At 35.4% G+C, this 20,950-nt stretch carries 14 protein-coding genes; 1 reads left to right on the forward strand and 13 read right to left on the reverse strand.

The window, feature by feature from the left end; genetic code table 11:
- Nucleotides 1-53: 53 nt before the first annotated feature.
- Entirely contained in the window at nt 54-1,445 is a 1,392-nt protein-coding gene (locus BR30_RS0105060) for a hypothetical protein (protein WP_026564066.1), read from the forward strand.
- A gap of 157 nt (nt 1,446-1,602) precedes the next feature.
- On the opposite strand, the gene BR30_RS0105065 is transcribed toward BR30_RS0105060, so the two are convergent.
- From BR30_RS0105065 to BR30_RS0105125, 13 genes are all read right to left on the reverse strand, one after another.
- A complete protein-coding gene (locus BR30_RS0105065; protein ID WP_026564067.1) occupies nt 1,603-3,252 on the reverse strand; it encodes an ATP-binding cassette domain-containing protein in 1,650 nt (549 codons plus the stop codon).
- 16 nt (nt 3,253-3,268) lie between these two features.
- On the reverse strand, nt 3,269-4,051 hold the full coding sequence (locus BR30_RS0105070; RefSeq protein ID WP_231507627.1) for an ABC transporter permease: 783 nt from the start codon (nt 4,049-4,051) through the stop codon (nt 3,269-3,271).
- A 17-nt stretch (nt 4,052-4,068) separates the two neighbouring features.
- Nucleotides 4,069-5,346: a nucleotide sugar dehydrogenase gene (locus BR30_RS0105075; protein ID WP_026564069.1), complete on the reverse strand. Its 1,278-nt coding sequence runs from the start codon at nt 5,344-5,346 to the stop codon at nt 4,069-4,071.
- Nucleotides 5,347-5,389: 43 nt separating this feature from the next.
- Complete coding sequence (locus BR30_RS0105080; protein WP_026564070.1) at nt 5,390-7,603, reverse strand: glycosyltransferase; 2,214 nt, start codon at nt 7,601-7,603, stop codon at nt 5,390-5,392.
- 4 nt (nt 7,604-7,607) lie between these two features.
- Nucleotides 7,608-9,668 (reverse strand): methyltransferase domain-containing protein, encoded by a 2,061-nt coding sequence (locus BR30_RS35105; protein ID WP_026564071.1) that lies wholly within the window; start codon nt 9,666-9,668, stop codon nt 7,608-7,610.
- Nucleotides 9,669-9,771: 103 nt separating this feature from the next.
- Nucleotides 9,772-11,064: a glycosyltransferase gene (locus BR30_RS0105090; RefSeq protein WP_026564072.1), complete on the reverse strand. Its 1,293-nt coding sequence runs from the start codon at nt 11,062-11,064 to the stop codon at nt 9,772-9,774.
- Nucleotides 11,018-12,286, reverse strand: coding sequence for a glycosyltransferase family 4 protein (locus tag BR30_RS0105095; RefSeq protein WP_026564073.1), 1,269 nt, complete (start codon nt 12,284-12,286; stop codon nt 11,018-11,020). The genes BR30_RS0105090 and BR30_RS0105095 overlap by 47 nt, the downstream gene beginning before the upstream one ends.
- Before the next feature lie 1,109 nt (nt 12,287-13,395).
- Nucleotides 13,396-15,546 (reverse strand): S8 family serine peptidase, encoded by a 2,151-nt coding sequence (locus tag BR30_RS35110; protein ID WP_051633461.1) that lies wholly within the window; start codon nt 15,544-15,546, stop codon nt 13,396-13,398.
- 576 nt (nt 15,547-16,122) lie between these two features.
- Complete coding sequence (locus BR30_RS0105105) at nt 16,123-16,686, reverse strand: PepSY-associated TM helix domain-containing protein (protein WP_026564074.1); 564 nt, start codon at nt 16,684-16,686, stop codon at nt 16,123-16,125.
- Between the two features lie 194 nt (nt 16,687-16,880).
- Complete coding sequence (locus tag BR30_RS0105110; RefSeq protein WP_026564075.1) at nt 16,881-18,047, reverse strand: ABC transporter permease; 1,167 nt, start codon at nt 18,045-18,047, stop codon at nt 16,881-16,883.
- The gene (locus BR30_RS0105115; RefSeq protein ID WP_026564076.1) at nt 18,025-18,735 is read right to left on the reverse strand and encodes an ABC transporter ATP-binding protein; all 711 of its coding nucleotides are present in this window, start codon (nt 18,733-18,735) and stop codon (nt 18,025-18,027) included. Before BR30_RS0105115 ends, BR30_RS0105110 begins: the two co-directional genes overlap by 23 nt.
- Nucleotides 18,735-19,706 carry an efflux RND transporter periplasmic adaptor subunit gene (locus BR30_RS0105120; RefSeq protein WP_231507640.1) on the reverse strand — a complete coding sequence of 324 codons (972 nt, stop codon included), beginning with the start codon at nt 19,704-19,706 and terminating at the stop codon, nt 18,735-18,737. Before BR30_RS0105120 ends, BR30_RS0105115 begins: the two co-directional genes overlap by 1 nt.
- A 274-nt stretch (nt 19,707-19,980) precedes the next feature.
- On the reverse strand, nt 19,981-20,910 hold the full coding sequence (locus BR30_RS0105125) for a phosphate ABC transporter substrate-binding protein (RefSeq protein WP_026564078.1): 930 nt from the start codon (nt 20,908-20,910) through the stop codon (nt 19,981-19,983).
- Nucleotides 20,911-20,950: the final 40 nt, after the last annotated feature.

Raw genomic sequence — 20,950 nt, forward strand, 5'->3', positions numbered from 1 at the left:
CAAATAGACAATATTTATTTCATCAACCATTATGTAAGACAGGAGATGCACTAATGACTGTATTTTCAAAGTTGATACAAAAAATTAAAATAAACGAAGAAGAACTTAAAAGTGTTTCTTTTTCATATATTGAACGTGATAATGTTTTTAAATTACTAGATAATGAAATTGGTGGAGATTTTGAATTAGAAACAGCATTTCGCTCCTATGTACAAATATTTTTACAAGCAGAGGAGAACTGCCGATTTTTCTGTAGGAAAGATGTGATTGAATACTTTCTGAATGAAAAAAAAATAGCAGAATTTCAAGTTCATTCAAAAGATCTTGAAAGCATACATCTTTTAGGAGAAAGTGCGACCAATGTCTTAATTAATTTAATTGGAAATAAAGTAAACTTTATAGTTAAAAGAGAAACGGAAGAAGATAAGTTCCGCTTAAAGACACTAACCTATCCAGGGTCCTTTGAAAAAACTTGGAATTCCCATCGTGATATTCGATATCACTATGTGCCGGCAAAGGATCACTCCCTTAACAATCAATTAATCGTTGTTTTTGCAGGAATGGGGAAAGTTTTTGAATATCGTTATAACTATTCTAAATCTCTATCCGATATTCAATGTCATAAACTCTTTATCATTGACGATTATGGGGATCGAGGTAGCTACTATCTTGGAAATAATGGTGACTCGCTTGTAGAAACTTCGGTTATTAGCCTGATACTTAACTATGCTAGTACTAATAACATTCCATTAAAAAACATTCTATCAATGGGTTCATCAAAAGGTGGTTATGCAGCACTATATTATGGGATTAAGTATTCATTTGGTAAAGTCGTTGCTGCCGCTCCCCAAACATTTTTAGGGAATTTCCTACAAAGTTTCACTCTTGATATGATCGAAGATATTACCAACTATAGTGAGAAGGCGGATATCTCATACTTAAATCAAACGTTGTTTCGTTTACTTGAGGGCAAACGAACCTATCCAGATATTCATTTATTGGTGGGCAGTAAGGATACTCACCTACAAAATCATTTGATCCCATTTATCAGCAAACTAAAACAGATGAAAGTGGAGTATAAATATGAGGTTATTGAAGGATATGGACATGACGCTTTGGCCCTATTTCAAAATTATATGACACAAAAAGCTAACTTTTTAGTATTACAAAGAGATCCTTTTATGTACGTTAGATCTATAGAAGTAATCCTGGATGCAGACAGCAATTTAGTTTGTCAAGTTCATTGTGATAAAGCTGATATCATAGAATTTGCTTACTACTGGTATAGAGATAAGGAGTGTATTGATAAGCAGTTTTATATTAAAGGGAAGGCTCACTCCTCAATCATAACCACAGGAATAACGGGAACTTATTCTGTAATCGTTTTTGTAAAGTTAAACAATTCCATTTATAAACTGATTTCTGATAATATTCAAGTAAAGTAAGAATTCATTAATCGTACATGTAACTACATTCTACAAAATAAATGAAGCGGATTAGATTCTTTCTAATCCGCTTCATTTATTAATAATATTAAACTGAATGACTTGCCTAAAATTTTATGTAATGGCCACCAAATTTTTGTATGTTATTTTATTTAGATTACATTTTAGGTTTAATAGTCGCTTCCTGATTAATTAAATCGAATACGATATCATACTTACCTGTATTAAAATAGTAATAATTTGAATCGTTTGAAACAAGTGTAGCTTGTTTCTTTAATTCATCCCAAAGAGCATTATCTATATCGATATTGCTTAGGGTAATGGACTCTGAAATATTCTCACGATTTATATTGTATTGCGTATTGTAGAATCCATATATTAGGGTTTTCTCCCCATTATTTAATGTTTTTTCTTCTGATAATCCACGCAGCGCAGTTTTCACTTCTTCATACTTTGAATTTAGAAAGGTTAGAAAATACTCATTAGCATTTACGAACCTTTGTGGGAATAAAGGGAGAAAATCCTCTATCTCCCCTTGAAGGACTGGTAAGTCTTTTTCCTCTAATTTTATATTATCCACACTGGTATAACCAGTGATGTTATCACTGGTTTTAATTTTAAAAGCGTTACCTTGTTGCTTTAATACATTAACCTTTTCGAGAAAAACGATTTCTCCACTTGGTGCCTTTAATTTATTGTCACTATAGACTTTGGATTGTCCTGCCACTACAAATCCATTTTTATTCAATTCCTTCGAATTAAGCTCCTGTTTCATAGCTTCTTTCTCCTGAGATTTTACATTAAGCTGTTCATCTGCTGGAGATTTTTCTTTGGTATTAGTGTTGATATAATTCCCAATACCTTTGACAGGATTAAATCCGAACATTATAGTAGCACTAATTAGGATTGCAAAGAAAATCAGGAAGAAGTGTATTGTATAACGGTAATTAGTATGTTTCTTTACCTTTTTATTACTCTTTTGTTCTGACCGTTTTGATTGAATAGTTTCAAAATTATCTTCGTTATATTGCCGATCTAACATTTTAGTCTTATACTCTTTTTTTTCAACTTCTGTTAACGCATTGAACCACTTAATAAACTCATTGTACTCTTTAACCACGACGTCTGCTTCATCTAACTTTTCCAATCTTCCAAAGTGAATCCACATAACCCGATCACAAAATTCTCTAATTTGTGAGATGGAATGACTGATGAAAATAATCGTTTTGCCTTCACTTTTAAACTCATTCATTTTGTTTAGGCACTTTTTATAAAATGTTTGATCACCAACGGAAAGGGCTTCATCAACTATTAAAATATCCGGATTTGTATGAATGGAGATCGCAAATCCTAAGCGTGATTTCATTCCACTTGAATAATTTTTCACTGGCTGGTTAATAAAATTACCTATATCAGCAAAATCAATAATTTCGTCTTTAAACTTCCTAATTTCTTCCTTTTTTAGACCGTGCATTAAACACTTTAGTTCTATATTTTCTAAACCAGTTAATTGGTTATTTAATCCAGCAGAAATAGCAATTAATGAAGTTTCCCCGTTAATTTTAATATTTCCAGAAGTAGGAGGAATAATTTGGGCCAATAAATTAGATATGGTCGACTTACCTGATCCATTCAATCCGACAATTCCTATTGCCTCCCCTTCGTAAATTTCAAACGATAAATTTTTTAGCGCATAAAAATTACCCTTATTATTCTTAAAGGATATAATCTCCTTTATTTTATCTGATTGTTTTTTATATAAATTAAAACTTTTTGATACATTTGAAAAAGCGATTTTCGGCCTCATTATTTAAAGCCTCCAATTATATATAGTCAACAAACTTATGACGGAATTTCATATGAACAATCGAACCCATAAATAAAATGAGTAAAGTAACGAACCAAAAGTAAAAGCTATATGCAGGATCTTGAAAAAACCATTTTCCACCCAATAGTGAATATCTAAACCCCTCGATAATATAAAAGAAGGGATTAAGCTGCATTGTTTTCAAAATGGGAGCAGGTAAACTATGCACATTCCATACTATAGGCAGAATATACATCATAATCCTCATACCTGACTGGACCATTTGCTGTATATCACGAATTATCGTTGTCAGTGTTGAGAGTAATAGCGTTAATCCAAATAGTAATAGATAAAGACAGAGTAGGTAATACGGTAATTGCAATAAATAAAGCCCTGGAAAAAATCCTTTTATGCTTATAATTCCCAGTGCTATTACTATCATGGTAAAGAAAGCAAAGGAATTACCAATAATCTTAATAGATGGCAAAACACTAACAGGAAACTTCATTTTTGAAACTAAGCTTATATTTGAATAGATACTATTCGAGGCCTGACTTAAAGCTGGATTAATATAAAGCCATGGCACTATGCCTGCAATAAGCCAAAGGAAAAATGGGGTCTCTCCAACAGAAGATCCGCCTCTTATCCCAAAACCAAAGACAAACCAATAGATCCCGATTTGAGTCAATGGGTTCAGCAATTGCCATAGAGCCCCAAGATAATGCATAGTGTATTTACTTTTTTCCTCAAAAAAGCTCAATCTAAAAATCAAGTTCAAATGAAGAAGTTGTTCCTTCACCACTTGCCAAATTAGGTTCATACAAGGCTTGCTTCCTTTTTAAGAAATTTATATAAGTTGCCATAGTTCATGTAGTCAAGATCTGTTGAGACAGTCTTCACGATATTCTTCGTATCAAAAATTCGCTTATTATTCATTGTTGCAAACTCTAGTCCATCTAGTACTTTAAATTCACTATGGTCAGATAGAACAAGAATTAAATCAGATCCTTTAACAGCTTCTTCTAGATCAGAGATTACCCAGTCAAGTTCTACGTGAGGATCATACGCTCTAACCTCAAAATCGTTTTGATCTTTAAGCATTTCATAAATTTCGATTGCTGGGCTCTCACGAATATCATCGACATTTCCCTTATAAGTTAAACCAAAAACTGTTACAACTTTACCATCTACGTTTTTCATTAATTTATTAACATTTTCCACTACATAGTGAGGCATAGAAGTGTTAATAGAGCGTGATAAATTGATTAATTGAGCTGTTTCCGGTGCCTTAGCTACGATAAAATATGGATCAACAGCTAAACAATGACCTCCAACTCCAGGACCCGGTGTATGCAAATTAACACGTGGGTGCTTGTTTGCCATTTGAATAACATCTAATGCGTTGATTTCTAGTTCATTACAAACCTTCGCCAATTCATTGGCTAAAGCGATATTAACATCTCTAAATGTATTTTCCATTAGCTTAGACATTTCTGCCGTTTTCGCATTAGTCTTAATAATTTCGCCTTTTACAAAAGTACTGTAAACCATTGCACCAGCTTCAGTACATTCAGGAGTAATCCCACCAACAATACGATTATTATAAATTAGTTCATGTAGTATTTGTCCTGGTAATACTCTTTCCGGACAGTGAACAAGGAAGATATCCTTACCAACCACAAAGCCTGCTGCTTCAACTAACGGCTTCACTACATCATCCATACTACGAGGTCCGATCGTTGATTCCACGATAATAGCATTTCCTTTTTCAACATATGGTAAAACAGAATTTACTGCACTAACTACATAAGTTAAATCACAAGACTTATATTCATCATCATGATTAGGAGTTGGAACCGAAATGATAAAAGCATTCGCTTTTTCCGGCTTAATAGATGCTTTAAAAGTCCCCTTTTCAATTACTTCCTCCAATGCTTCCTGTAAACCTGGTTCTTCGATATGAATTCTTCCGTTATTTAGTGAATCAATAACCGATTGTTTAACGTCAACTCCCACAACTTCAACGTTGTGTTTTGCGAACATGATAGATGTTGGTAAACCAATATATCCTAAACCAATTGTACAAATTTTCATTTTATATTTCCTCCTAGAATGTAAGTTCTATTCTAATATTTATTTAATAAAATAGAACTTTTAAATTCTTTTTATTATGAACTATTTGTTCAAAGACAAGAGTAGCTTCTGCGATATTTCCTAACTCCGATTTATATGGAAGCTCGTAGTGACTAAGGATACTATTTTCCTCATAAATTCCCCAAATGCTAGTTTCACTTCCGATGTAATCACTTAATTTTGATGGTAAATAAGGATTAATCGGTTTACTATCTTTTGTCTTGGCATCATTAACTACCAAGCAATCAAAAGAAGTAGTTAAATTAAGGAACTCATAGTAACTAGCATACGGATTTACCTTTACATTTTCCTCGAGTTTGCTTCCTTTTAATTCTTCTAAAAGTGGAGCTGGATTCGCTGTAAAAATATGAAGGTTAATGTGTTTTCTTAGCTCATCATTGACATTCTCTAATCCAGCAAACAAATCATCAAGATTTCTTGTTTGATAAAAAGTACCAAAATAAGCGATATTTGCTTTATCTTGATTTAAAGAATAATTACTTTCCTTTAAATAATAGAACTCTTTTGGCAATGTTGGCTGAGGCGAAATTTTGGCTTTCCTATTAATAATCTTCCTTAAGCTTTTAATAGGGAAACTATCAAGCATATATTTTAGCTGATGTTCATTTGTAAATATTAACTCATCTGCAAAAAGATAGGGTAAATACTCACACCAAAAGAATAAGTTAGTATCATTCACAGGCTGCAATTTGTGTTTTCTTCCTATTATTCTATTAGCCTTTTTAATAAAACTAGCATCCTCTATCTTGGATTCTCTTTTTTTACCATGTATATCAAGTAAGATTGGATCAGAAAATTCGGCAACCCATTTTACCTTTGGATTCTCCATCTTATATTGATAAGCAAGAAAATGCGATCCAGGCCACATTGCTCGGCTATAAACCTCTTTATATTTTTTGTCTTTATTAATTTTCTCCATTCCTAGCGTACAAAAATCGTTAATGGCTTTCCAGTTTGCGAAGCTTGGATAAGATGGAATTTCTACCCGTTCTTCAATCAAATCATCAATTAAATAATTTAATTTATGATCCTTTTCTCGCACTTTATCCATTTTATTGTAAACTACGTCCACCACTTGATTCATATTGCGGATTCTCTTTGCCATTACATTTCCGCTCGTATCTACATAAGGTGGGAAACAATAAGCAATGATTAATTTATTGGCCAATCCACGATTGACAATTGGGTAAGGCATATAAGATAAATTTTGCTTTTTGATTTCCGTAACAGCCTTTTCTCTATCATTGTAATTTTCTTTAAGATATCTGTTGATAAAGGATGACTGAGCATTAATTTTTTGTTTAATAAATGTCTTTTTGTTAACATCCGATGTTTGGCCTAATAATTGATCCAAACATTTAATAACCGCTAATCTTTGAGATACAAAGAAATCAAAAGTCATTTCTTGACGCGACACCGAATTATTTCGCAAAACTCTAAAGTATATAGCTTGTTTGTTAATAGGAATCACTTTAAATTTTAATTCATGTTTCACAAATAGCTCCGTGAAAAATACCACATCTTCCCCACTACGCAGGTTTACATCATATTGTATCTCTTTTAAGCATCTTGTTGGTACAAGCTTACATGCATTGATAGTAGCCACCATATTTAAAGTAGCAAGGGTGTTTTCTGGATTTTTCTCGGCATTGATAATTTGTTTATTAATGGCGTTAGAATGATCAGCATTTCCCTGTTCGTCAATATTTACTATTTGTGTAACAACTGTTGTATCAATTTGCGCAAGATTAAACATCTCTTCTAAGAAATTATTAGATACATAATCATCATCATCTAAAAACACAGTGTACTCTCGTTCTGCATGTTGGATTCCTAAGTTCCTAGATGAAGAAGCACTAGCTTTTGAAGAATATAGTAATATTATATTTTGCATTTGATTTTTCTTAATAAAATCATTAACCCGAGATTCAGTAGAATCCTTCTCTCCATTAATGATTATGATAACATCGAAAAGTTCCTTCTTTAAGGTTTGATTACAAAGGGAATTCAAGACCTTCATAATTACTTTCTCACCTTTATAAGTTGGAATAATAACACTAATCCCATTTTTAAATTTTTTGCGATTTAGTAACATACCGTTAGTCTTTGGAGCTATTGTGGGAGTAATCATTAATTTTACTTTTTTCTTAAGCTGCTGTATTTCTTCCAATCTTGTTAGTATTTCTTGTTTGTTCAAAACATTACCCCCTTGAAAGCTTCTTAGATGAATTACGTCTAAACTGCCAATACTTTAAAGTAAAGGAACCGAGTTTTGAGTTTTTTAAAGCTAAATATTTTTTTTCTAAAATATTTAATTTTTTCTCAAATGTTGTAATTAAGTTGTGATTTTGGTCGATTTGCTCTTTCTCTTTTAAACTATGTTGAAGTACCTTCTCTTCGTTATTTAAGCTATTGAGGAGTTCAGATTTCAGCATTACTACTTGTTTGTTTAACTCTGAGATTAAGTCATCTTTTTTCTTCATTTCCTCTAACATGTGTACACTATCATTATTGGAGTTGGACTGACCCTTCTCTTCTAATTGTTTTATAACCACGTTTAACTGAGCAATCTCACTAATTCGCTGCATATCTTTTTCTTGGATTTGACCTCTTAACTCATTTTGGATTATCTTATGGTTCTCTTTTTCTTGATTTAAGAGTTTTCTTTTTTGTTGTAATTCTCTTTTTAATTCCTGTTGGGTAACTGCGTGTTTTTCTATTTCTTGATTCAATATGAATCTATTATTTTCTAATTCCTCTTGTGTATCTTTTTGTTTTTCAATCTCTTGATTTAAAAGGAGTTTATTATTTTCTAATTCTCTTTTTAATTCCTCTTGTGTGTCCTTTTGTTTTTCAATCTCTTGATTCAAAAGGAATTTATTATTTTCTAACTCTTCTTCTAACTCCTCAATTCTATTGGATCCGGTTAACGTGATTTCTTCTATTTTTTCCTTCAATTCTTTAATTTGAGCATTTCGCTGAATTACTTCTTCAATACTATTTTTTAATTGAGAATCAAGCTGTGCTATATTTTCCTCTAAGAGCGAAACTTCTCTTTCTTTTTGCTTCATCTGTGCATCAAATTGTTGAATATAGCTGCGTTGTTGATTTTCGACTTTTTCAATTAATGAGCAAATTTCAAAGTTTTGGTCTTTGACTTGCTGCAAAAGTCTTCTATTTGTATCTTTTTCTCCTTTTAACTCTGCTATGGCATTATTCTGTTGAACTTGGTATTGTAATTCCTTCTGTCGAAGAATGCCAATTTCTCTTTCTTTTTGTAACATCAGTTCTTCAAATTTTTCAATATAACGACGATGTTGATTATCAACATTATTTATTAAAGAATTAAATTCAATATTCTGTTCTTTAATTTGTTGTAAGAGTTTTCGATTTGTTTCCTTTTCTTCTTGCGTTTCACTAGTCATTTTATTTTCAAATTTTTTCAATTCAATAATCTGCTCATTTAGTATTTTAATTTGATTATCACGTTGTGCCACTTGTCGTTTAAAATCATCAATATATTGACTATGCTGAGACTGCAAATTTTTAATGTAGTCATTCTTTTGTCTTAAAGTAAGTTGGAAGTTCTCAATTCTAGTAACTAATTCTCGTTCAACAGTGTAAAAAGCCTTTTCTAACTTTTCAATAATTTCTCTGTTAAAAACAGTCTCTTGTGAATTATTTTCCTTAGTATTACTTTTCTTACACACCACACCAACCCAGCTACCAAGATATTCAATTGTCTCAATAGAAAAATACTTTGATAAATGGTCATACAAATCTAAAAAGTAATAAGTGCGTTTATGGTCAAAGTAATCATTGATTCCAAAAGGAACAGTTACTACTAATCGTCCATTTAGTTCTAAGTGATCAAATAATTTTTTTAGGAAATTATATGGATCAGATATATGTTCTAAAACCTCTGTTAATAAAATCGTTTCATAGGATGCTGCTAGTTCTTCTTCAGTCATAAAGTTAGAAACTCTAAAACTAACCTTTTGTTGAACCGTAGGGTGCTCATTCTTTAAATCCATGTTTGCATAGTCTATGGATTCCTGTGCAATATCAATTGCATCAACATTTTTTCCTTCACGACCTAAAATAATGGGTACTACTCCCTGCGAACAGCCTATATCTAAAATCCTATCTCCTTTAACATGGTTAACAATCCAATTTATCCGATTTCGAGTCTTTTTACTGAAGTCCTCTCCCATATCCCCTTTATAAGCTTCTGAGATTCTATCTAAAGGCTTTTTCGTCATGTACGATTTCCTCTCTAATTGTTGTGAAAAATTTATTGTTGATTATTAAAATTCCTCAGCAACTTATTATATAAGTACTTATTAAATGGTGGTAAAATACACATTAAGAATACTTTACATTATTATAAACAGTCAGGAACTCTTGTTTCTCTTCTTCCCAGTTATATTTAAACCTAGCAGCTATGCTATTTTGACTGTAGGTTTCTCTTAAAGCAGGATTTTCTAGTAGATTATTAACTGCATTAGCTATTTCTTCATAGTTATGGGAGTCAACTGTAATCCCTGTTTTTTCCTCTTCTACTACTTTTTTTATTTCAGGAAAATCACATGCAATCACAGGCACTCCGCTCATCATGTATTCGAATAACTTATTTGAGGAAGCCGAGTAATGATTGAAGCACACATTATTTAACACCTGGAATCCTAAATAAGCATTTTTTGTATATTTCGGCAGTTCAGCAAGAGGCACCTTTGGAAGAAATCTAACTTTATCTTCTAGTTGCATCTTTTGAACCTTTTCTTGTAATTCCTTTTTAATTCTTCCATCACCAATAAGTACTAATACCCCTTCAGTGAATAGCGGAGCGGCTTGAATTAATTTATCTAACCCGCGTCCGGTTTGTATCCCACCTTGATAAAGCAGGATTTTTTCATCATTTGAAATGCCTAAAATTCCATGTAAATCAATTTTTTCATCATTATTACTGGTTTGTTTGAAAGGATAGTTATGAACAACATAAGGATAAAAACCATACAAATCTTCGTTATAAGCAGCACGTGTATGATTCTCTACCATCATTTCGTCAATTCTCTTAATCAAGAATCCTTCCATCTTTCCATAAATAGGACTTTGATAACCTGTACGGCTCGTTTGGACCTCATGTGAATCATATATTAACTTTTTGCGTTTTAATCGCCATTTTGAACAAATATAACCTTGCGGGAGAGTATTTAGATCATTGGAATGATAGATATCGTAATCCTTTTTAAATCCCTTAATGATCATTCCAAGAACGAGACTTCCTCTCACCCATACCACCTTTAACTTTGTTTTCAATAAAAGTATTGCTAATACTGTTAGTATCGAAAAAACACTCGGTGCCGTATAAATTAACAATGCCCATATAAGCAAGAAAAAAACTCCAAACAATTTATTTTGCAAGGAGTACCTGTAAATTTTCTGCATTAATTCTAATAAAACAGGATATCGTTTAAGCCTGTATACTTTAAAATGCTCATTTCTTTCTTCGTATTTTGGTAATGATGCATCCTTTGGATCATGGATACATAATAAATCTACTTCATAACCTGCTTCAGATAATGCAGTGCACTCACGCAATACCCTTGCATCATTTGTGAAGTGATTCCATACGAACATGCAAACCTTCTTTGACATCTTTAGTATCCTTCCTTTGTTGGAGTAGATTCGATTCATTCAAATAATCTATTAAAGTCGTAATATTGGTTTCCCAATCAAATTGATTAAGAATCAACTTCTGTCCCTTTTGAGACATTTCAACCCTAACAAAATCGTCATCTAACAGTTTTAAGATATGTGACAATATTTGCTCAGGGTCATTATCATGTAAGGCGATTCCTACCCCTTCATTATTTATTAAATCTTTTGCATACCCATCAATCACACCAACAATTGGAACTCCACAAGTCAGGTAATCGATAATCTTACCCGGAAGAACTGTTTTAAAGACTTCTTTGTCTTTCAATGTAACCAAACCTAAATCATGCTTCGCAATAATATCAAAGCATTGTTTTTTTGTCACTGGATTCATTATAGTTACATTCTGGTAATTTTTAATTGATTCTATTAACTTATGTTTATTTACTCCGTATCCTAAGATAGTTAGCTTTATGTTCTGCTTTGCTAAAAGAGGTACCAGTTTATAAATAATTTCTGTATCTTGAGCAAGTCCGAGGTTTCCTGCATAAATAATTTTTTTATCCTTGTTTATTTTGTTGTCAATTAAAGCCAATTCTTCCTTAACAACACTGTTTGGGATGAAAATAATTTTTGAGTCTAGTATGCCAGCTTTCGTTTGAATGTATTCTTTAAAGCCTAGACTATTTATAACAATCTTGTCGGACTTTTTATACAATATCTTTTCTAACTCTCCAAACAATTTCAAGATAAAGGGATTATCAAATACGCCTACACCTTTTAAAGATTCCGGCCATAGGTCCCTTATATCTAAAATAAATTTTGTTTTATATCTATATTTTGCAAAAAGTCCAACGAATCCAGTAAAGATGGGCGGTGAAGTAACAAAAATGTAGTCATACCTTTGTTTATCTTTAAGAATAAGCAAAATAAACTTAAAAGCTATTTCTAAATAATAAAACAAGCGATTTAAAATATTTTTGGAATATTTTCTGCTTTTAATTCCTATTCTAATAATGTGATCATTATTCTGGTTCAAGGAATCCTCATCCCAAAATGCATCATTATTATACATATTCTTATTCGGATATGAGGGTTCTGTCGTTAGAACCGATGTATCAAAATTATGATTACGCAACAACATATATAGATTTTTGATACGATTGGCATGACTTCCGATTTCCGGATAAAAATGCTGTGTGATAATTAAAACTCTCTTCATCCCATTTCCCCTTTTATCTTTCTCGTCATTACTTATATCAATGGGTCAATTAATTTCCAATATAATTTTACACTTATAAACTCGCGTTAAAACAGTCCTATATAATTTACATTTCATTACCAACTAATGATTAATTTACTTTTTCAAATTCCAAGCCAAAAAACTTATTCGTTAGTTGTTCGATACTAACTCTCTCTTTAAATCAAAATATGGACTTAACTTTCTTTTTAAAATCTCAAGATTTTATTACAAATAAGTAATATATAAAAAATAAATATCTAATGGAAAAATAAGAGTCTGTTCTCCCTATCCTTTCATTAGATATTTATTAATAATTTATTATTGGCGTTCCCTCCTCACAACATAGTTATGTCGACATATGGCTAAGGATTAATGTTTTTCTCTAACAGCCATGTTGAATACTTCCTTGAAGACGGACAGATCCTTTTCCGATATAAATATAATTATCTGTTTAAACTACTAGAATTCTCGTTGAAAATACTGTCAAAATAGAATAACACACTATGAGTAATCATGATGTTTAAAGCAGCAAATCTAATTCAAAAATGTGAAAATAACTGCCTAAATTAGTTTACCACTAATTTTTATGACGGTAAAGGGAGTATTTTGTCGAATAATGTAAATCGAAGAAACGATTGTAAAGAAAAATAACAGAAGTGGATAGAGAATAGTTCCTATTCTTTCCACTTCTGTTAGGGTTATTTTTCCTTCCTTAACCTGAGCAAGATGATGATTAATTGGAAATAACTGTCCCAGTAGTTTAACTCCAATAGATACAAAATCTATAGTTATATGAACAATTTCTTATTGGTTATTTTTGAGTGCATTATACTGAATTATTGTACCATTAAAAATTAAGTCCACACTACGAGTTTCTTCTGTTAACACTAGAATAGGTTTTAGTAGTAAGAGATAACTGCGTACACGTCATCAAGGTCGTTAACTTGATCCAAGCTTTCAGATATATTCGAACCTGTTAAAGCTACACCAGGTATATCATCATCAGCATTATAGGAAACTTACTTTCGATATACGATTGAAGGGGCTGCCCAAATGGGCAGCCCCTTCAATCGTATTTTATAGCTAAATTACTTTACAATAATCGTATCGAGATTTACCCCGGTTGCGCTCTTTTTCACACCTGTCGCAGCTTTTCCTGTCCATTCAATGGTTAGGACGTGCCGCCCAGCAGTGAGTCCTGTTTTAGAATAATACAACTGCTTATAAAGCGAAGTAGCGGAATACAGTGTTACAAAAGTACTTACGCCGTCCACCGTTACCTTCACAATTCCCTGCGTTGCATATTTGACCCCTGATACAGTAACTCCTGTACCATTAAAAACAAACTGTGCCTTTGATCCCATGGTATTTGTTCCAGCAAACGATCCACCGGATGTATTAACATTGGAGAAAGTACTCCAATTACCGATATATCCAATTTCTTTAGCCGTATTCTCATACGTTCCAACTGTTACGCCAGCCTTCACGGTCGCTGTATAGGTTCCTGTTCCTTTGTAAGCGTATACATCTAAGTAATACTTGCCATCTGCTGGAGCAATGTACGTAAATGTCTCACTCGATGTCCCAGTTTTTTCAGAATAAGCCACAATACCTGCGCTACTTTTTACAGTTGTAGCGCCACTGTTATATAGATATATGTCAAAATCCGTACCAGTTGCACCGGACAAGGTAATCGTGACTTTTTCTCCTTTCAGCATATTGATGGCGTAAACATCATCTAGATCGCTTGTTGAACTTACAGTATTTGTTACACTTGTGCCTGGGAATGGTAAGCCCGGAATATCGTTATCCGGTTGGAAATTGACTGTCTTGTTTGCACTTAACATACTTCCCGTTAATACAGCCCCTTTCAAGGAGGATAGAGCTGTTGAATTTTTCAAAATAGCATCCTTCATTGTTAAAGGAGCAGCGGCTGGATTCCTGCTCAAGAACAAAGCTGCTGTCCCAGTGACGTGCGGAGTAGCCATTGATGTTCCGCTGAAATAATCGTAAGCATTGGTGTAATTTCCAGGAGTTGTTGCCGGTACTGTACTTAAAATATCCTGGCCAGGCGCTGCGATATCAACAGTTGTGGCTCCAAAATTGGAAAACCATGCTAGGTTTCCTGTATTATCGATGGCAGCTACCGACAAAACATTCGGTAAATTATAGTTAGATGGATAATGCGGTGAAGCATCATTGTCTGTTCCATCATTTCCAGCTGCCGCTATAAAAAGGGAGTTAGAATTTTGAATCGCATCGTACAAGGCTTGGCTGAAGCCTCCTCCACCCCACGAGTTGTTGGTAACCTTGACCCCTTTTGCCTTCGCATAATTTACTGCTAAAATAGCATCAGACGTGTAGCCACCATCAGGACCGAGGAATTTCAGCGGCATAATCTTTACATTTGGCGCTACCCCAATAACCCCTAATGTATTGGCTGTTCCTGCAATTGTCCCAGAAACGTGTGTACCGTGTTCATCCCCATCTGCCGCGTCAAAAACTGTATTGTCGATATTATAGAAATCCCAGCCGTTTACATCATCAACATATCCGTTTTTGTCATTGTCGATGCCGTCTCCCGCAACCTCTCCAGGGTTTTTCCAAATCTGGGCCTTCAAATCGGGATGATTGATATCTACCCCTGTATCAATGACCGCTATGACAACGCTCGTACTTCCCTTTGTTACCGCCCATGCGGCTTCCGCACCAATATCGATTCCAGCTTTTCCAGGAATCCCGAAAATGGGCTGACCCGTATTTTTCAGTCCCCATAACTGTCCAAACTTAGGGTCTGATACAGCATCCGGCTTAAGTATATAGTTAGGCTCCGCGTACTCTACTTGCGGAGAGGCATTAAGAGATTTCAGTACTTCCTGCATTGGAATTTTAGCATTGAAGCTGATGAGTTTTGTATTAGAATTATTTAAATTCTTTTTCGTCTTCAAGCTGAACTTCGTCTGTAAAACTCCTAAACTTTCAGTTTTATAAGTATTTTTATACTTTACGATTACTTCCCCTTCTTTATATTTTTTACCATTGCTGCTTTTAAATGTAGCCATGGCTTTATCGCTCTGTAACTTCCGTTCTTGAATCTGAATGACGGGATTGACCTTTTGTGTGGCCTTTTTGAAATTCTGTGTGCCACCGTTCCCAGATTCATTGGATGTAGCAAGCGCAGGAATGCTAGCGAATAACAACCCCACGCTCACCATTAAAGCAGTCATCTTCTTCCTCATACCATTCTCCCTTCGACTATAAAACTAGTTAAGCAACCATACGAGTCAAATATATTTAGCGACTTAGACCCTTATGCCTATATCGTAGGGATTATTTTTTGGAAGTCCTCTAAACCAAGATAAGATTTATTAAAAAACTATAATCAAAGCAGGTTTAATTAGTCTTACATCAAAATTAAAACACCATAGTTTTAGAGATATCTTAAACAAATTTTGATATTTCTTTACTTGTTAATTGATTATTTTCGCACAATAAATTAGCTGCTTATATACAAGTATCAAATAGTTACTTGTATATAAGCAGCTTAAATTTTTCTATCAAACAACCTTAATAGCTTTTTCTTGAGGAGTATTTTCAACTGTAATTCCCGATAATTCTTCCAATTAAAATAGTAAGCATTCGGTAACCCTCACCTATCCTTTGTACCATGGTGCAACTAAGCCAGATAATATACCATTAATTGTCATACTATGATTGTTTTTCGTGTAAATATATATTTTACCGTCCCCATCTTCACTAATTAGGCAGAATTCACAATCTTCTTTATGGTGAACAGCTCTTTTTAGACAAAAAATTTATGCCACTTTCCCGTCTTCTTTTCGTTTTTTCCTCATCATATCAGCCCGGAGGACTTTTAAGGATAAGTAAATACCTGAACCAGTTAAGAAGATCATTGCTAGTGCAACTAGGTCAACGAGCCATTTCACATTCGTTGTACCGATCTTACCTTCGTGAAGTCCCCTGATGATACTTGTAACTGAACCAGTTCCCCCTTCTCCGCCGGGGCCGCTAGTTCCAGGTCGACCTGGGAATTGACTAGTTGCATTGGATCCAGTTTGACCGTTTGCGTTTGCTCCACTTTGGCCTTGAGTTTGACCGTTCGTCTGGGTTTGCGGTTGAACACCAGATGCTGCCTGACCTTGAGTTTGCCCTGCCGCTTGGTTTGAATCAGTTGTTGCTCCTTGTTGCATTGTTCCTGGATTAAACTGACCAGGCTGGAAATTTCCACGATTTCCTTCCATTTGTGTTTGGCCGATTAACCATGGCTCATTCATTAATAATCCCGTCACCGACTCTATTAAGATAAAGATGGAACAGATTAAACCGATCCATAAGTGGGCTTTTCTCGTTTTTTTCATATAGATTCTCCTCATTTTCATTTATTTAGGTAGATCAACACAGTTAAAGTGCCGCGATGGTTCATTTTTTTATTAATAAATTAAGTTTATTTTCAAAAAATTGGCTTTTATTTGCGAATTTTCCTATTTTATTTGCTCATTGAACAATTTTATTGGCGTATCAAAATTTCGCGGTCTTAACGGCAAGCAAAATCCTATTGATACCGAAGAGCTTGAATCGGGTTCAATTTGGAAGCCTTGCTGGCTGGGAATACTCCGAAGACCACACCGACGGCGAGCGAGAATAGGAACGATGATAGAATCACAGTCGGTGAGAAGGCAATGCTTAAACTCATCAGAGAGGAAACCATTTTTCCTAACCCTAATCCAAACAGAATTCCAATCAAGCCACCCATCGAGCTTAGTACCACAGCCTCAATTAAAAACTGTAGGAGGACATCACGCCGTTTGGCACCAATTGCTTTTCTAATCCCGATTTCCTTCGTTCGTTCTGAGACCGACACAAGCATGATATTCATGATGCCAATCCCGCCGACTAGTAAGGAGATACTCGCAATTCCGCCTAGCATCATGGTCATGGTGTCAGACACCGAACTCATCGTGTCCATAACATCCTGCTGGTTTGTTACACCATAATTATCGCTTTTCCCAGGATACATACTAGCGAGTGCCAATTTAACCTCATTCATCACGAAATCCATCTGATCCTCACTTTTGCCCTGCAAATAAACGGTACTAATCGTCGTACTGCCTACTAACCGCTGACCCGTGCTCAACGGGACAATGACCACATTATCCCCGCTCTGCCCGAGTGAGCTCCCTTTTGATGCTAAAACACCGACTACTTTGAATGAGGTGCCTGACACCTGAATGTATTGACCGACCGGATTCTCTGTGCCGAAAAAGGTGCTAGCTGTTTCTGATCCGAGTACGGCAATCTTTTGGCGGTACTCGACATCTAAGTCGGTAATAAAGCGCCCTTGACTGACCTTTGTATCACGTACACTTGAGTAGGCGGCATTTGTCCCTGTTAGGGTTATCTGAGAAGACGTCCGCTCCTTCTTCACATAGACCCGGCCCGAAACAACCGGTGCAACAGCTTTTACACCATCAATCTCACTTAACTCACTAATTTTATCCTCCGTTAGTTCAATATCGGTACTATAGGTATTTACCGTCAAAAGGTTGGTTCCCAATTGATTGATTTGACTCGTAACGTTTTTCGCTGACCCTTGGGCAATCGAAACTAAGACGATGACTGACGAGACCCCAATGATGATTCCGAGCATCGTCAAAACCGCCCTCATTTTATTGCTTCTGATACTCCGTAGCGCCATTTTAATGGATTGCAACATTCCCAAGCAGGACACCTCCATTCTCAAAGAGTTGGCCATCTTGAATACTGACCATTCTTTTTGCTTGTTTTGCGATTTCCAAATCATGTGTGATTAAAATAATCGTATGTCCTAATTCATTCAATTCCTTCATTAAAAGGAGGATCTCTTTGCTTGTTTTACTATCAAGGGCACCGGTTGGTTCATCGGCGAGGAGAATCGATGGCTGGCCAACCAGGGCTCTCGCAATCGCCACCCGTTGCTGCTGCCCTCCGGAAAGCTGGGTGGGCAGGTGGCCGGCACGATCCTTCAAGCCGACCTTATCCAATCCGTCTAATGCCCGCTCACGTCTTTCACGAGTTGGTACGCCGGCATATAACAAGGGCAATTCCACATTTTCGAGTGCAGTGAGCTTACCTAATAAGTTAAAGTTTTGAAAAATAAACCCAATCTTCCGATTACGAATCGTCGCTAAACTGTTGTCATCCATTTTCCCAATATCTCTGCCATCAAGGTGATAAGTCCCTTTATTAGGCCGATCAAGGCAGCCTAGCATGTTCATTAAGGTGGATTTCCCAGACCCTGATGGACCAATGATGGCTAAAAATTCACCCTTTTGGATTTCTAATGACACGTCATTGAGGGCATGGACCATTTCACCGCCAAGCCTATAGGTTTTCATCATATTTTTAATTTGAATAATTGGTGTACTCATTAATTGCCACCCTTTCCGCTTTGCGCTCCTTGTCCATTTCCACCCGGTGGCATGCCTCCGCCAGTCATTGCGCCCATGCCGCCCATGTTGCCTCTCATCATACCGCCCTGGCTGTTAGACGAGGTGCTTGTTGCAAGTTCAGGCAATTGAATCGTTTCACCTGCGGATACTCCTTCTGTTAGTTCAACATACTCATCCGTTGAAATTCCTGTTTTTACCGTCTTTTGCTGGCTTGTGCCTGCTGATGCATTAGAACTCGTGTCCGTAGTGGCCCCAGTCACAATCACATATTTCTCATTATTATTTGTATAAACCCCATCGACAGGAACATAAAGGGCATTTTCCTTACTTTGGGTTAAAATACTAGCTTCCGTACTCATCCCGACTTTTAAATTTGTAGGTTTATCAATGTGAATGGTGACATCAAAAGTCGAAGTTCCGTTCGCAGAAGTTCCCTCAGCAGCAATCGCCGTTACCTTTCCAGTATAAGTAGTGTCAGGATACGCACTTACAGTTAAGCTGACCGTCTGCTTCTTTTTAATTTTTGTAATATCTAGCTCATCCACTGCGACAACGGTTTGTAGATCCTTGTAGTCGGTTAGATGGGCGACCACCAGACCATTCGTTACCCGTTCTCCTTCTAGCACAGAAACAGATGTAATCGTCCCGTCAGCAAGAGCGGTAATCGGATCACTATCATCCGTGAAGGTAATTAATTCATCCCCCTCACTTACTTTGTCACCAGCTGAAACTAGCACTTCATCGATTTCATCATTATCATCTGTTGCTTTAATATCCTCACTAGTGACCGGTGCAACCGTACCTGAACCGCTTATCTTCACTTCGAGCTTTCCTTGTTGAACCACAGCTGTTCGAGTTTGAGCTGCCGCCTCCGTACTCACCGTTTTCGATTTATAATATTGAAACCCGACAAACCCGATGACCACAACACTTACAAGTATCCATATCACTTTCTTCAACAATCTCGACTCCTTTACTCCCCACTGCCATTACGCCTCAGCCAGCAGGGAAATGATTTATTTGATGAGCCTATTATCTTGTCTGTTCCTTAAGTTATCCTTAAGAAAATAGGCAAGGATATTTATTCAGTAAACCACTCCCTGCTTCTGAAATAGAGCATTTTTTCAAGAAGAAACTATTGAAAACATCTTAGAATCACAAAAAAGCCTTCATTCCTCTGTACTTAAGGAATGAAGGCTTTTTCATGTTAATTAACTATTAATCTTAAAGATTTTTTTGATTGCCTTGTGCATCACGTTCAACTTGCATTTTTGTTACAGGAAGGTAGCCTTGCTCTTGTAATAACGTATTTTGGATATCATCTGACATTAAATAATCAAGGAATGCTTTTGCAAGATCTGTTGCCTCACCCTTAGTATAAGAGTGTTGGTAAGCCCAAACTGGGAATTTACCTGATTGTACATTTTCTGCAGTTGGTTCAACACCATCAATGGCAAGAGGAGTTACTGTTTCATCCGTGAAATAAGAGAAAGCAAGGTAACCAATCGCACCATCAGTTTCATTAATAATCTTTTTAACTGTGTTTGAAGAATCTTCTGTGATTCCTTCAGCAGGTGTTGCTCCATCAAGGGCAAATTTATTAAAAATTGCACGAGTTCCAGAAGAATCAGGACGGTTTACAAGAACGATTTTTTGGTCTGCTCCACCAAGTTCTTTCCAGTTTGTGATTTTTCCAGTGAAAACTTTAATTAAATCCGCTTTTTTAATATCTTTAATCCCTACTTTAGGGTTAACGGCAGCAGTCATCCCTACTACAGCAACTTTATGGTCAACAATCTGATCAGCTGGAATTCCTTCTTTTTCTTCAGCAAAAACATCAGAGTTACCAATTTGAACAGATCCTTCAGCAACTTGTGATAAGCCTGTACCAGATCCACCCGCGTTTACTTGTATATCAACTTTAGGGTTAGTAGCCATAAATTCTTCAGCTGCAGCTGCCACAAGAGGCTGCATCGCAGAAGAGCCAGAAATAGTTAATGAGCCGGAAAGTTCTTTCTTTTCTTCAGTCTTTGGCGTTTCTTTCTTCGCAGTTCCTTCTGTCTTCTCAGTAGATGCTGCGCCTCCACAAGCAGCCATGAAAACCATTAACGCAGCTAGCAATGTAAGTAGGCTTAAGTTTTTCAATCTTTTCATTTCTTTAAATCCCCCTAGTCATTTTGATGTTCTTTACAGG

The sequence above is a fragment of the Bacillus sp. UNC41MFS5 genome, from assembly GCF_000686805.1.

Coding starts and splice junctions, on each gene's coding strand:
- BR30_RS0105115 (WP_026564076.1), bottom strand. CDS start 18,735: ATGAGTACACCAATTATTCAAATTAAAAATATGATGAAAACCTATAGG.
- BR30_RS0105090 (WP_026564072.1), bottom strand. CDS start 11,064: ATGTCAAAGAAGGTTTGCATGTTCGTATGGAATCACTTCACAAATGAT.
- BR30_RS35110 (WP_051633461.1), bottom strand. CDS start 15,546: ATGAGGAAGAAGATGACTGCTTTAATGGTGAGCGTGGGGTTGTTATTC.
- BR30_RS35105 (WP_026564071.1), bottom strand. CDS start 9,668: ATGACGAAAAAGCCTTTAGATAGAATCTCAGAAGCTTATAAAGGGGAT.
- BR30_RS0105075 (WP_026564069.1), bottom strand. CDS start 5,346: ATGAAAATTTGTACAATTGGTTTAGGATATATTGGTTTACCAACATCT.
- BR30_RS0105105 (WP_026564074.1), bottom strand. CDS start 16,686: ATGAAAAAAACGAGAAAAGCCCACTTATGGATCGGTTTAATCTGTTCC.
- BR30_RS0105095 (WP_026564073.1), bottom strand. CDS start 12,286: ATGAAGAGAGTTTTAATTATCACACAGCATTTTTATCCGGAAATCGGA.
- BR30_RS0105065 (WP_026564067.1), bottom strand. CDS start 3,252: ATGAGGCCGAAAATCGCTTTTTCAAATGTATCAAAAAGTTTTAATTTA.
- BR30_RS0105125 (WP_026564078.1), bottom strand. CDS start 20,910: ATGAAAAGATTGAAAAACTTAAGCCTACTTACATTGCTAGCTGCGTTA.
- BR30_RS0105060 (WP_026564066.1), top strand. CDS start 54: ATGACTGTATTTTCAAAGTTGATACAAAAAATTAAAATAAACGAAGAA.